Consider the following 12238-nt stretch of genomic DNA (forward strand, 5'->3'; position numbering starts at 1 on the left):
GATGAAGGTGTGGCCTGTCAAACATAGCCCGTTACTGCGTCAGCCGGCGCATTTTATTAGCCGCCATGAACTGCAGTCGCTGATCCAAAAAGTGACCCATAATCTGGTCAATATTCGCGATGAAGCGGGGACGTTTCTGCTGCGGCTGGACGACGGGCGGGTCATTGATACCAAAGGGTGGGCCGGTTGGGAGTGGACGCATGGCGTAGGTTTGTACGGTATTCATCAGTACTACCAGCAGACCGGGGACACGGCGATGCGCGATATTATCGACAGCTGGTTTGCCGATCGCTTCGCCGAAGGGGCGACCACGAAGAACGTTAATACCATGGCCCCATTCCTGACCCTGGCCTGGCGCTACGAAGAGACCGGGAGACCGGAGTATCTGCCCTGGCTCGATAGCTGGGCGGAGTGGGCGATGCATGAGATGCCGCGCACGGAGCATGGGGGAATGCAGCACATCACGCTGGCGGAAGAGAACCATCAGCAGATGTGGGACGATACGCTGATGATGACCGTACTGCCGCTGGCTAAAATCGGTAAATTGCTCAATCGTCCGCAGTATGTGGAAGAGGCGGTGTATCAGTTTTTACTTCACGTTCAGAACCTGATGGATCGGGAAACCGGGCTGTGGTTTCACGGCTGGAGCTATGACGGTCAGCATAACTTCGCCCGCGCTCGCTGGGCGCGGGGTAACAGCTGGCTGACGATGGTGATCCCCGATTTCCTTGAACTGGTTGATTTACCTGAGCACAGCGCCGTCAGACGCTATTTGATCCAGGTGCTGAATGCGCAAATTGCCGCGCTGGCAAAATGTCAGGATGACAGCGGCCTGTGGCATACGCTGCTGGACGATCCGCACTCGTACCTGGAAGCATCGGCCACCGCCGGATTTGCCTATGGCATTCTGAAAGCGGTGCGTAAGCGCTATGTCGCGGCGGAGTACGCCGAGGTGGCGGAGAAGGCGATTCGCGGGGTGGTGAAAAATATCTCCCCGGAAGGCGAGCTGTTACAGACCTCGTTTGGGACCGGGATGGGCGGCAATCTCGACTTTTACCGCGAGATCCCGCTGACTTCGATGCCGTATGGTCAGGCAATGGCGATATTGTGTCTGACGGAGTATTTGCGCAAATACTTCTAAGGCAGGATTTGATCGCCCTGACAGACGCTGACAAGCACCGCGCCATCAGGCATTTCCCCGGCAGCGCGCGGCTAGCCGGGGCGACAAAATCCCCCGCCGACTTACATCCGCTCGACGGTTTCAATACCCAGCGTATCCAGACCCTGTTTCAGGGTTCTGGCCGTCAGCTGCGCCAGCTTCAGACGGCTGTTGCGTGCGGCTTCGCTCTCGGCGGTGATAATCGGGCAATGCTCGTAGAAACCGGAGAACAGGCCCGCCAGATCGTAGAGATAGGCGCACATGACGTGCGGCGTGCCTTCGCGGGCCACAACGGTCAGCGTCTCTTCGAACTGCAGCAGGCGCGCGGCCAGCTGCGCTTCGCGCGCTTCGGTAATGATCACCGGTGCCGCAGCCAGCGCCTGCTCGTCAACTTCCGCTTTACGGAAGACGGAGAGCACGCGGGTATAGGCATACTGCATATACGGCGCGGTGTTGCCTTCGAAGGCCAGCATGTTATCCCAGTCAAATACGTAATCGGTGGTCCGGTTTTTGGACAGATCGGCATACTTCACTGCGCCAATACCGACCGCATTGGCCAGCTGTTCCAGCTCATCGGCAGGCATGTCCGGATTTTTCTCGGCCACCAGGCGGCGCGCGCGTTCCAGCGCTTCATCCAGCAGATCCGCCAGCTTCACGGTACCGCCGGCGCGAGTTTTGAACGGCTTCCCGTCTTTGCCCAGCATCATGCCGAACATGTGATGTTCCAGCGGCACGGATTCCGGTACATAGCCCGCTTTACGCACGATCGTCCACGCCTGCATCAGGTGCTGGTGCTGACGGGAATCGATGTAGTAGAGCACCCGGTCGGCGTGCAGCGTTTCATAACGATACTTCGCACAGGCGATATCGGTAGTGGTATAGAGGTAGCCGCCATCCTTTTTCTGGATGATGACGCCCATCGGTTCGCCTTCCTTGTTTTTGTACTCATCAAGGAACACCACGGTCGCGCCTTCGCTCTCGACGGCCAGACCTTTGGCTTTCAGATCGGCAACAATGCCCGGCAGCATCGGGTTGTAGAGACTTTCACCCATGACGTCATCGCGGGTCAGGGTGACGTTCAGACGATCGTAGGTAATCTGGTTTTGTGTCATGGTGATGTCAACCAGCTTGCGCCACATCTCCAGGAAGTAAGCATCGCCACCCTGGAGTTTTACCACGTAGTTACGGGCGCGTTCGGCAAAGACTTCATCTTCGTCATAATGCTTTTTCGCATCGCGGTAGAAGCCTTCGAGGTCGGACAGCGCCATTTCACCGGCGTTTTCCTGCTGCTGTTTTTCCAGCCAGGCGATCAGCATGCCGAACTGAGTGCCCCAGTCGCCGACGTGGTTCGCACGGATCACCTTATGACCGAGGAATTCAAGCGTACGGACGGCAGCGTCACCGATGATGGTGGAACGCAGATGGCCGACGTGCATCTCTTTGGCGACGTTCGGGGCGGAGTAGTCAACGACGATAGTTTGCGCCTGCGGCCGGGCGACGCCCAGACGCTCAGACGCCAGCGCGCTGTTCACATTTTCCGCTAAAAAGGCCGGATCGAGGAAAATATTGATAAAGCCGGGCCCGGCGATTTCAACCTTGTTAGCAATCCCGTTAAGGTCGAGATGAGACAGTATCTGCTCTGCGAGTTGTCGCGGCGCCATACCCAGTTTTTTCGCTACTGCCATCACGCCGTTGGCCTGATAGTCGCCGAACTGGATTTTTGCTGACTGGCGGACCTGAGGTTCGCAATCGGCAGGCGCACCTGCCGCGATCAGGGCCTGGCTGACTTTTTCTGAGAGAAGAGCCTGAATATTCACCGGAATACCTTACGTTTAAGGCGCTATAACCCCTATGGGGCAGCGCCGGAATGTGGACAAATTAGGGCAGGAGTATACTGCATTTGCGCCCATGCGTCAGCACCGTGCGCGCGTTGCCGGGCAGCACGCTTAATGAATAGCCACTCGGCGAACCCCACAGAAGATTCCCGGTTGGTCGCCGCCGGGAAACACGCTAAATTACCCCCCCTTTGACGTGCATTGAGGTGCAGTATGGCAAACTGGCAGCAAATTGATGAGCTTAACGATATTTCCGCGGATCTGCCGCGTTTCACCGACGCGCTAAGCGGGCTGGCCGACCGACTTGGGTTGGATATCGCGCCGCTGGATGCCGACCATATTTCCCTGCGCTGCCACCAAAACGCCACGGCAGAGCGCTGGCGTCGCGGTTTTGAACAATGCGGCACGCTGCTGTCGGAAAACACGATCAACGGTCGACCTATCTGCCTGTTCAAACTGGATGAGCCGGTTTCGGTGGCCCACTGGCGTTTCAGCGTGGTTGAGCTGCCGTGGCCGGGCGAGAAACGCTATCCGCATGAAGGATGGGAGCACGTTGAGATTGTGCTGCCGGGCGAGCCGGATGCGCTCAATGCTCGCGCGCTGGCGCTGCTGTCTGATGAGGGATTGAGTCAGCCGGGGATTTTTGTCAAAACCAGCTCGCCGAAAGGAGAGCGCGAACGGCTGCCAAACCCGACCCTGGCGGTGACGGATGGCCGCGTCACGATTAAATTTCACCCGTGGTCAATTGAGCAAATTGTCGCCAGCGAACAATCTGATGCGTAACAGTGTGAAGCGACGCGGTTTTTGAACGGATAAATCATGACATGCTGTGTTGCCCGCAGCGTAAAGGAGAAGGAAATGACGCTACTGGAAGTCTGCTGTTATAGCATGGCCTGTGCGCAAGAGGCGCAGCGCTGTGGAGCCGATCGCATTGAGCTCTGCGCCGCGCCGCATGAAGGGGGATTAACCCCGTCGCTGGGCGTGCTGAAAACAGTACGCGAAACGGTGACCATTCCGGTGCATCCGATTATTCGCCCGCGCGGCGGTGATTTTTGCTACACCGAAAGCGAGTTTGCGGCGATGCTCGACGATGTGGCGACGGTCAGGGAGCTGGGTTTTCCCGGCGTGGTCATCGGGGTGTTAGATGTGGATGGTCGGGTCGATACCGCGCGCATGCAAAAAATTATGGCGGCGGCCGGTTCGCTGGCGGTCACGTTCCACCGGGCTTTTGATATGTGTGCGGATCCGTATCAGGCTTATCGCACGCTGGCCGATTCCGGCGTTGCCCGTATCCTGACATCGGGTCAGCAGGCCAGCGCTGAAAAAGGTCTTTCATTAATTACGGAACTTATTGCCCTGGGGGATACTCCAACCATTATGGCTGGTGCAGGTGTTCGAGCGGCCAACCTGGCGAAGTTTCTTCAGGCAGGTGTCAAAGAGGTCCACAGCTCGGCCGGACACTGGGTGCCATCGCCAATGCGCTTCCGTCATTCCGGATTATCGATGTCCGCCGATGCCGACGCAGATGAATATTCACGCTATGCCGTTAATGGCGTAGCGGTGGCAGAAATGAAGCAAATCATTTCTGCGCAGAGAAGTTAAACCGTTTTTTGCTGCACATCATGTCGCCCAATATGATGATTGCCCGTACCAGGCCCCTGCAATTTCAACAGGGGTCTTTTTTTCACCTTTATTTGCCCCCGGCTGACTTTTTCGCCAGCGATTGCTGGGTCTCAGGTTTGTTGGCAATAATCACCGCGCGCACCGGCGCCGGGTAACCTTCAAGCGTTTTACTGCTGTCTTCGGGGTCGAGGAAGTCAGCCAGCGACTCCGTAATCATCCATTCGGTACGGCGCTGCTCTTCGGTGGTGGTGGCGCAGACATCGACAATCCGCACATTGACAAATCCGCACTTCTCCAGCCACATTTTCAACGCCGCGGCCGACGGAATAAAGTAGACGTTGCGCATCTGCGCATAGCGGTCGCCTGGTACCAGAACGCTATTTTCATCCCCTTCGACCACCAGCGTCTCCAGCACCAGTTCGCCACCGTCGACCAGCTGATCTTTGAGCTGCCATAAATGGTCGAGCGGCGAGCGGCGATGGTACAGCACGCCCATTGAAAAGACGGTATCGAAGGCGTTGAGCGCCGGAAGCTGCTCAATGCCCAGCGGCAACAGGTGGGCGCGCTGATCGTTACCCAGCAGCTTACGCACCGCTTCAAACTGGCATAAAAACAGCTGCGTCGGGTCAATCCCGACCGCCAGATGCGCGCCGGCGCCGATCATGCGCCACATGTGGTAGCCGCTGCCGCAGCCAACGTCGAGAATCGTGCGCCCGGTCAGATCGGACAGATGCGGCAGCACGCGCTCCCATTTCCAGTCAGAACGCCATTCGGTATCGATATTCACGCCGTAAAGCGAGTAGGGCCCTTTGCGCCAGGGCATCAGGTTTTTCAGCAGGTTCTCTACGCGCATCCGATGGCCTTCGCTTAGCGGCGCTTCGCTTTCGGCGGTGACGCTATGCAGCAGGTCCAGACGATACGGGGCCAGCTCCGGCAGAAACTCTACGGCCCGTTCCCACTCGCGGAATTTGCCGTGCAGAGCTTCCCGTTGCCACGCCGCGACCTGGGCAGGGAGCGTCTCCAGCCAGTGAGATAGCGGGCTGAGAGCGATGCGTTGATAAAAATGATTGAAATCGATCATGCTTTTTCCTCTGATTTCACCGCCACCAGTGAACCAAAGTTAAAGCACTGGAACCACAATTCGGCATGTTCAAACCCGGCTTTATGCAGGCGGGCTTTGTGCGTTTCGACCGAATCGGTCAACATGACGTTTTCCAGCATGCTGCGCTTCTGGCTGATTTCCAGTTCGCTGTAGCCGTTGGCACGCTTAAAGTCGTGATGCATGTTGAACAGCAGTTCGCCAACATGCGCATCTTCGAAACTGAATTTTTCGGACAGCACCAGCGCGCCCCCGGGATTCAGCCCCTGGTAAACCTTATCCAGAATAGCCTGGCGTTCATCGGGGGCCAGAAACTGAATGGTAAAGTTCAGTACCACCATGGAGGCGTTGTCGATGGTGATATCACGAATATCGCCTTCCACAACCTCGACGGGCGTCGGCGCTTTATAGGCATCGATGTGGCGACGGCAGCGTTCGACCATCGCCGAAGAGTTATCCACCGCCACAATTTTGCAGCCAGGGTGGGCAATGTTACGCCGGATAGAGAGCGTTGCCGCTCCAAGCGAGCAGCCGAGGTCATAAACCTGGGTATCGGGCTGAACGAAGCGTTCAGCCAGCATGCCGATCATAGAAATGATATTGGAATAGCCGGGCACGGAGCGCTGGATCATATCCGGGAAGACTTCAGCAACCCGTTCATCAAAGGTCCAGTCGCCGAGGCTGGCAATCGGCGCGGAAAAAAGCGTATCGCGGTGAGACATAACGTTAAACCCGAAAAAACGAAAACGGCGTATTGTGCGCTAATGTAAGGAGAAAACCAACTCCCAGGGCATATACCACAGATTCGCGAGCACCATCAGCAACAGGGCGCACCAGGTGGCGCTCATTCCGGAGCGACGCCAGCTGAAGAGCCGGTGGTGAAAACCGTAAGAGTGCATCAGTCGTCCGGCAATCAGCAAAATACCGCAGACGTGCACCATCCAGTTCTGCGCGCCATTCATCTCCATAAACAGCAGCAGGATGATGCCAATGGGCACATACTCAACGGCGTTGCCGTGCACGCGGATAGCAACCTGCAGCTCGCTAAACCCTCCGTCACCATACCCGACGTGGTATTGCGTGCGCAGACGTACAACATCAAAAGAAAACTTAATTAGCAATAACGCACCCAACACCGCGTACAGCGCGCTGACCATACAAAAAACTCCCTTTCACTCTTTCAGATGGCTCCGATTAGCATAGCAGGATATCAGAAAAGCGCGGTTTGCTGCGGAATTGACGGTGCGGTCCCGACCTCTGGCATCACCCGGCGCAAATCTTCCCAAAGCGTGCTGACCAGCTCCGGGGCCTGCGCGATGTCCGGGGTGTGGAGAAATAAATAGGGCGTTGTCGACTGGCTCCATTGGGGTAAGGTCTGCAGCCAGACGCCAAACAGCCGGTGATTGTGGGCCATGTCGTCGCTGCCGATAAAGCGAACCAGCGGATTCCCCGCCGTGACCACGGCATGAACCGGAAGTTTGGGTTTTTTACGCTGGGCGTCGATCATGGCCGGATTTCGCGCGATGGCGCTATGCACCGGGCGGCTGTCGAGGATGGCGCGATTCACGTGACGTTGATGCAGCCCGCGATTGAGCGCCTTTTCGGCGTCCCCTTTGGCGAAAAACTCTGGATGCCGTACTTCGACGCCATAGGTGAATTGGGTCGGCAGCGTATCGAGAAAGTGCCACAGGGCAGGGAGGTCTCCGGGGCCAAAGGTGGCGGGCAGCTGCAGCCAGTACTGGCCAATACGCGTTTCCAGCGGCGCCAGACGAGTAAAAAACTCGTGGCTCAGGTCGTCGCAATGGCGCAGAGCGGCCTGATGCGAAATGGTGGCCGGAAATTTAAAGCAGAAGCGAAAATTATCGTGAGTTTGCTCATACCAGCGGGCGACAATCTCCGCCTTCGGCAGGGCGTAAAGGGTCGTATTACCCTCCACGCAGTTAAAGTGGCGAGCATAGTCTGCAAGGCTGGTGATGCCCAGACGCACCCACTTCGGGTGCGACCATTGCGGGAGCCCGATATAAATCATAAGGCGGCGAGGACGTCCTCGGTGCTGCGCACGCGGGCGATGCGCGGGAAAATATGCGTCATGCTGCCCTGGTGCTGCTCGGCAGAGGCGGCGCTGCAGGCGTCTTCGACGATAACCAGGTTGAAGCCCAGCTCCCAGGCATTACGCGCGGTGGATTCAACGCCGATGTTGGTGGAGATGCCGCAGAGAATAAGGGTATCAACACCGCGACGACGTAGCTGCAGCTCGAGGTCGGTACCATAGAAGGCGCCCCACTGGCGTTTGGTGACTTCAATATCGCCGTCCTGTTTGCCCAGCGCCTGCGGGTAGGTCCACCAGTTATCCGGCAGCGCGTGCCCGCCGGCCTGCGCGTCAACCGGTTGCTTTAGCGCTTCGGCAAAATCAGCGGACCAGCCAACGCGGACCATGATGACCGGCGAGCCTTGCTGACGGCACTTTTCAGCCAGACGGGCCGCGCGCGTTACCACGTCATCGGCACGATGCGGCCCACCGGCGAAGGGCAAAATACCCTCTTGCAGATCGATGACAACGAGCGCAGTTTTTTTCGCATTGAGTTCTAACATGGTATCCCCGTATCTTCTTCTGTGGTTTGACCGTTACAATACCGTTGCCGATCCGGCTCATGGGTAACAATTTTTGTTAATTTTTGTGAGCACAGGCAATAAGCGTACAGCAAAGCAACGTACAAACTGCATCGGGCTTATCGTGCGGCGGAAATTCTATTATAATGACCGCCTTTTTTCATTCAGTTGTGACATTCAGCTAAAGCTGCGACTCCGTCGCCTGCGAGGCAGGCAACAATCCGCCTGCGGCTAAGTTAAGGGATATCTCATGCGTACAGAATATTGCGGACAGCTACGTCTGTCCCACGTGGGGCAGCAGGTGACTCTGTGTGGTTGGGTCAACCGTCGTCGTGATCTTGGTAGCCTTATCTTCATTGATATGCGTGACCGCGAAGGCATCGTGCAGGTGTTTTTCGATCCGGATCGTGCGGAGGCGTTAAAGCTGGCTTCCGAACTGCGCAATGAGTTTTGCATCCAAATCACCGGTACCGTGCGTGCGCGCGACGAAAAAAACGTCAACAGCGAGATGGCTACGGGCGACATCGAAGTGCTGGCCTCTTCGCTGACGATCATCAACCGTGCAGAAGCGCTGCCGCTTGACTCCAATCACGTCAACACCGAAGAAGCGCGACTGAAATACCGTTACCTGGACCTGCGTCGTCCGGAAATGGCTCAGCGTCTGAAAACCCGTGCGAAAATCACCAGCTTCGTGCGCCGCTTTATGGACGATCACGGTTTCCTCGATATCGAAACCCCGATGCTGACCAAAGCGACCCCGGAAGGCGCGCGCGACTATCTGGTGCCGAGCCGCGTTCACAAAGGCAAATTCTACGCGCTGCCGCAGTCTCCTCAGCTGTTTAAACAGCTGCTGATGATGTCTGGCTTTGACCGTTACTATCAGATAGTGAAATGCTTCCGTGACGAAGACCTGCGTGCAGACCGCCAGCCGGAATTCACCCAGATCGATGTGGAAACCTCCTTTATGACCGCGCCGCAGGTGCGTGAAGTCATGGAAGAGCTGGTTCACCAGCTGTGGCTGGACGTGAAAGGCGTCGACCTGGGCAAATTCCCGGTGATGACCTTTGCGGAAGCCGAGCGCCGCTTCGGTTCCGATAAGCCGGATCTGCGTAACCCGATGGAGCTGGTCGATATTGCCGACCTGGTGAAGGCCGTAGAGTTTGCCGTCTTCTCCGGCCCGGCCAATGATGCCAAAGGGCGCGTCGCTGCGCTGCGCGTACCGGGTGGCGCTGCGCTGACCCGTAAACAAATTGATGAGTATGGCAAGTTCGTCCAGATCTATGGCGCGAAAGGCCTGGCGTACATGAAAGTCAACGAGCGTGCGAAAGGTCTCGAAGGCATCAACAGCCCGGTAGCGAAATTCCTCAACGCAGAGATCGTCGACGCCATTCTTGAGCGCACCGGCGCCCAGGATGGCGACATGATTTTCTTCGGCGCGGACAATAAGAAAGTGGTTGCCGATGCGCTGGGTGCGCTGCGTCTGAAGCTGGGTAAAGACCTGAGCCTGACCGACGAAACCAAATGGGCGCCGCTGTGGGTTATCGACTTCCCGATGTTCGAAGATGATGGTGAAGGCGGTCTGACCGCGATGCACCACCCGTTCACTTCGCCGAAAGACATGACTGCGGATGAACTGAAAACCGCGCCGGAAACGGCGATCGCTAACGCCTACGATATGGTGATCAACGGGTATGAAGTGGGCGGCGGTTCCGTCCGTATCCACAATGGCGACATGCAGCAGACCGTCTTCGGTATTCTGGGCATCAACGAACAGGAACAGCGTGAAAAATTCGGCTTCCTGCTGGACGCGCTGAAGTACGGTACGCCGCCGCACGCGGGTCTGGCCTTCGGTCTTGACCGTCTGACCATGCTGCTGACCGGTACCGATAATATCCGTGACGTTATTGCCTTCCCGAAAACGACCGCCGCGGCCTGTCTGATGACCGAAGCGCCGAGCTTTGCTAACCCGACATCCCTGGGTGAGTTAGGTATTCAGGTTGTGGCGAAAGAGACAAAAGAGTCTCTGGAGAATAAGTAAGATGTCATTCAAGCTTCCCGTTTCCGTTCTGGTGGTCATTTATGCCGAAGATACGAAGCGGGTGCTGATGTTGCAGCGACGCGACGATCCCGCTTTCTGGCAGTCGGTAACCGGCAGCCTGGAAGCGGGGGAGACCGCAGCGCAAGCCGCCGTGCGTGAAGTAAAGGAAGAGGTCGCGATTGATGTTGCTCATGAGCAGCTGACCTTAATGGACTGTCAGCGCACGGTGGATTTCGAGATTTTTTCTCATTTACGTCATCGCTACGCGCCGGGCGTTGAGCGCAATACGGAATTTTGGTTCTGTCTTGCGCTCCCTCATGAACGCCAGATTGTCTTTACGGAACATCTGGATTACCGCTGGGTCAATGCGGCAGAAGCCGCCGCCCTGACCAAGTCGTGGAGTAACCGGCAGGCGATTGAAGAATTTGTAATTAACGCCGACTAGTCTTCCCAGCCATTTGCAGGTCGAAAGGCTGCGGGAAGCAGGCATTTTTGGAGAGTTTTTTATGGCAGGTCATAGTAAATGGGCCAACACCAAACACCGCAAAGCGGCACAGGATGCCAAGCGCGGTAAGATCTTTACTAAAATCATTCGTGAGCTGGTTACCGCTGCGCGTCTGGGCGGCGGCGATGTCGCTTCTAACCCGCGTTTGCGTGCGGCAGTAGATAAAGCACTGTCCAACAACATGACCCGCGACACCCTGAACCGTGCTATCGCCCGTGGCGTTGGCGGCGATGATGACGCGAACATGGAAACCATCATTTATGAAGGTTACGGCCCTGGCGGCACCGCGGTCATGGTTGAATGCCTGAGCGACAACCGCAACCGTACCGTTGCCGAAGTGCGCCATGCCTTCAGCAAAACCGGCGGCAACCTCGGCACCGATGGCTCCGTAGCCTATCTGTTCAGCAAAAAAGGGGTCATCTCTTTTGAAGCCGGCGACGAAGACGTGATCATGGAAGCCGCGCTGGAAGCTGGCGCAGAAGACGTTGTAACCTATGACGACGGCGCGATTGACGTATATACCGCGTGGGAAGAGATGGGCGCGGTGCGCGATGCGCTGGAAGCGGCTGGCCTGAAGGCTGATGCGGCTGAAGTCTCCATGATTCCTTCGACCAAGGCGGATATGGATGCGGAAACGGCACCCAAACTGCTGCGTCTGATCGATATGCTGGAAGACTGCGACGACGTGCAGGAAGTGTATCATAACGGCGAGATCTCTGATGAGGTCGCCGCAACGCTCTAATGTTGCTGACCGTTAAATCACTAACCGGAGGTGCGTGATGGCCATTATTCTCGGCATTGACCCGGGGTCACGCATTACCGGTTATGGCGTTATTCGTCAGGTCGGGCGGCAGCTGAGCTATCTTGGCAGCGGCTGTATTCGGACCAAAGTCGACGATTTACCGTCGCGCCTGAAGCTGATTTACGCAGGCGTGACGGAAATTATCACCCAGTTTCAGCCGGACTATTTCGCCATCGAGCAGGTGTTTATGGCGAAAAACGCCGACTCGGCGCTGAAGCTGGGGCAGGCGCGCGGCGTGGCGATTGTCGCGGCGACGAATCAGGACCTGCCGGTGTTCGAGTATGCCGCGAGGCAGGTTAAGCAAACCGTTGTCGGCATCGGCAGCGCGGAAAAAAGCCAGGTGCAGCACATGGTGCGCACGCTGCTTAAGCTTCCCGCCAACCCCCAGGCGGACGCGGCGGATGCGCTGGCTATCGCCATTACCCACTGCCACGTCAGTCAGAACGCGGCTCAGATCAGCGAGACGCGGCTCAATCTGGCGCGTGGGCGCTTACGATAACGTCAAATCAGGCTGGATATTCATCCAGCCTTTTTTTATGATACCGCAGATACTTTAGCCCTTAACGC

Annotated in this window: 13 protein-coding genes; 7 read left to right on the forward strand and 6 right to left on the reverse strand. The window is 57.0% G+C overall.

The annotated features are described in order from the left end of the window. Nucleotide 1 precedes the first annotated feature (1 nt). Nucleotides 2–1141, forward strand: coding sequence for a beta-galactosidase BglB (gene bglB, locus AC236I_RS08970; protein WP_015583999.1), 1140 nt, complete (start codon nucleotides 2–4; stop codon nucleotides 1139–1141). A 101-nt stretch (nucleotides 1142–1242) separates the two neighbouring features. Here the strand turns inward: bglB and argS are convergent, their stop codons facing one another. Continuing rightward, a complete protein-coding gene (gene argS / locus AC236I_RS08975) occupies nucleotides 1243–2976 on the reverse strand; it encodes an arginine--tRNA ligase (protein WP_487608770.1) in 1734 nt (577 codons plus the stop codon). A 231-nt stretch (nucleotides 2977–3207) separates the two neighbouring features. Here argS and AC236I_RS08980 point away from each other — a divergent pair, with 231 nt between their 5' ends. Together AC236I_RS08980 and cutC are read left to right on the forward strand one after the other, a co-directional pair. Next, nucleotides 3208–3777 carry a VOC family protein gene (locus AC236I_RS08980; protein WP_032717090.1) on the forward strand — a complete coding sequence of 190 codons (570 nt, stop codon included), beginning with the start codon at nucleotides 3208–3210 and terminating at the stop codon, nucleotides 3775–3777. A 75-nt stretch (nucleotides 3778–3852) separates the two neighbouring features. Next, a complete protein-coding gene (gene cutC, locus AC236I_RS08985; RefSeq protein ID WP_054828782.1) occupies nucleotides 3853–4596 on the forward strand; it encodes a copper homeostasis protein CutC in 744 nt (247 codons plus the stop codon). 88 nt (nucleotides 4597–4684) lie between these two features. Here cutC and cmoB read toward each other — a convergent pair whose 3' ends face one another. From cmoB to AC236I_RS09010, 5 genes are read right to left on the reverse strand one after another with little or no spacing between them, the layout of a single operon-like run. Beyond that, nucleotides 4685–5698 (reverse strand): tRNA 5-methoxyuridine(34)/uridine 5-oxyacetic acid(34) synthase CmoB, encoded by a 1014-nt coding sequence (gene cmoB / locus AC236I_RS08990; RefSeq protein WP_487608771.1) that lies wholly within the window; start codon nucleotides 5696–5698, stop codon nucleotides 4685–4687. Further along, on the reverse strand, nucleotides 5695–6438 hold the full coding sequence (gene cmoA, locus AC236I_RS08995; protein WP_004864067.1) for a carboxy-S-adenosyl-L-methionine synthase CmoA: 744 nt from the start codon (nucleotides 6436–6438) through the stop codon (nucleotides 5695–5697). The genes cmoB and cmoA overlap by 4 nt, the downstream gene beginning before the upstream one ends. 39 nt (nucleotides 6439–6477) lie before the next feature. Further along, nucleotides 6478–6873, reverse strand: coding sequence for an MAPEG family protein (locus tag AC236I_RS09000; RefSeq protein ID WP_004864064.1), 396 nt, complete (start codon nucleotides 6871–6873; stop codon nucleotides 6478–6480). A gap of 53 nt (nucleotides 6874–6926) precedes the next feature. Next, nucleotides 6927–7745: a DUF72 domain-containing protein gene (locus tag AC236I_RS09005; protein ID WP_004864059.1), complete on the reverse strand. Its 819-nt coding sequence runs from the start codon at nucleotides 7743–7745 to the stop codon at nucleotides 6927–6929. Then, complete coding sequence (locus AC236I_RS09010; protein WP_004864056.1) at nucleotides 7742–8308, reverse strand: hydrolase; 567 nt, start codon at nucleotides 8306–8308, stop codon at nucleotides 7742–7744. The genes AC236I_RS09005 and AC236I_RS09010 overlap by 4 nt, the downstream gene beginning before the upstream one ends. Before the next feature lie 268 nt (nucleotides 8309–8576). On the opposite strand from AC236I_RS09010, the gene aspS reads away from it, so the two are divergent. From aspS to ruvC, 4 genes are all read left to right on the forward strand, one after another. After that, nucleotides 8577–10364, forward strand: coding sequence for an aspartate--tRNA ligase (aspS, locus tag AC236I_RS09015; protein ID WP_048023979.1), 1788 nt, complete (start codon nucleotides 8577–8579; stop codon nucleotides 10362–10364). Nucleotide 10365: 1 nt separating this feature from the next. Then, nucleotides 10366–10809 (forward strand): dihydroneopterin triphosphate diphosphatase, encoded by a 444-nt coding sequence (gene nudB / locus AC236I_RS09020; protein WP_004864050.1) that lies wholly within the window; start codon nucleotides 10366–10368, stop codon nucleotides 10807–10809. 61 nt (nucleotides 10810–10870) lie between these two features. Beyond that, entirely contained in the window at nucleotides 10871–11611 is a 741-nt protein-coding gene (locus AC236I_RS09025) for a YebC/PmpR family DNA-binding transcriptional regulator (RefSeq protein WP_004864047.1), read from the forward strand. 37 nt (nucleotides 11612–11648) lie between these two features. After that, nucleotides 11649–12170 carry a crossover junction endodeoxyribonuclease RuvC gene (gene ruvC / locus AC236I_RS09030; RefSeq protein ID WP_004864044.1) on the forward strand — a complete coding sequence of 174 codons (522 nt, stop codon included), beginning with the start codon at nucleotides 11649–11651 and terminating at the stop codon, nucleotides 12168–12170. Nucleotides 12171–12238: the final 68 nt, after the last annotated feature.

The sequence above is a fragment of the Klebsiella sp. Sb-30 genome, assembly GCF_057652795.1.

What these genes read in the sequence shown, in the direction of transcription:
- bglB (WP_015583999.1), top strand. Translation starts at nt 2, where the DNA reads ATGAAGGTGTGGCCTGTCAAACATAGCCCGTTACTGCGTCAGCCGGCG.
- AC236I_RS09025 (WP_004864047.1), top strand. Translation starts at nt 10,871, where the DNA reads ATGGCAGGTCATAGTAAATGGGCCAACACCAAACACCGCAAAGCGGCA.
- cutC (WP_054828782.1), top strand. Translation starts at nt 3,853, where the DNA reads ATGACGCTACTGGAAGTCTGCTGTTATAGCATGGCCTGTGCGCAAGAG.
- AC236I_RS09000 (WP_004864064.1), bottom strand. Translation starts at nt 6,873, where the DNA reads ATGGTCAGCGCGCTGTACGCGGTGTTGGGTGCGTTATTGCTAATTAAG.
- AC236I_RS09005 (WP_004864059.1), bottom strand. Translation starts at nt 7,745, where the DNA reads ATGATTTATATCGGGCTCCCGCAATGGTCGCACCCGAAGTGGGTGCGT.
- cmoB (WP_487608771.1), bottom strand. Translation starts at nt 5,698, where the DNA reads ATGATCGATTTCAATCATTTTTATCAACGCATCGCTCTCAGCCCGCTA.
- ruvC (WP_004864044.1), top strand. Translation starts at nt 11,649, where the DNA reads ATGGCCATTATTCTCGGCATTGACCCGGGGTCACGCATTACCGGTTAT.
- nudB (WP_004864050.1), top strand. Translation starts at nt 10,366, where the DNA reads ATGTCATTCAAGCTTCCCGTTTCCGTTCTGGTGGTCATTTATGCCGAA.
- AC236I_RS08980 (WP_032717090.1), top strand. Translation starts at nt 3,208, where the DNA reads ATGGCAAACTGGCAGCAAATTGATGAGCTTAACGATATTTCCGCGGAT.
- aspS (WP_048023979.1), top strand. Translation starts at nt 8,577, where the DNA reads ATGCGTACAGAATATTGCGGACAGCTACGTCTGTCCCACGTGGGGCAG.
- cmoA (WP_004864067.1), bottom strand. Translation starts at nt 6,438, where the DNA reads ATGTCTCACCGCGATACGCTTTTTTCCGCGCCGATTGCCAGCCTCGGC.
- AC236I_RS09010 (WP_004864056.1), bottom strand. Translation starts at nt 8,308, where the DNA reads ATGTTAGAACTCAATGCGAAAAAAACTGCGCTCGTTGTCATCGATCTG.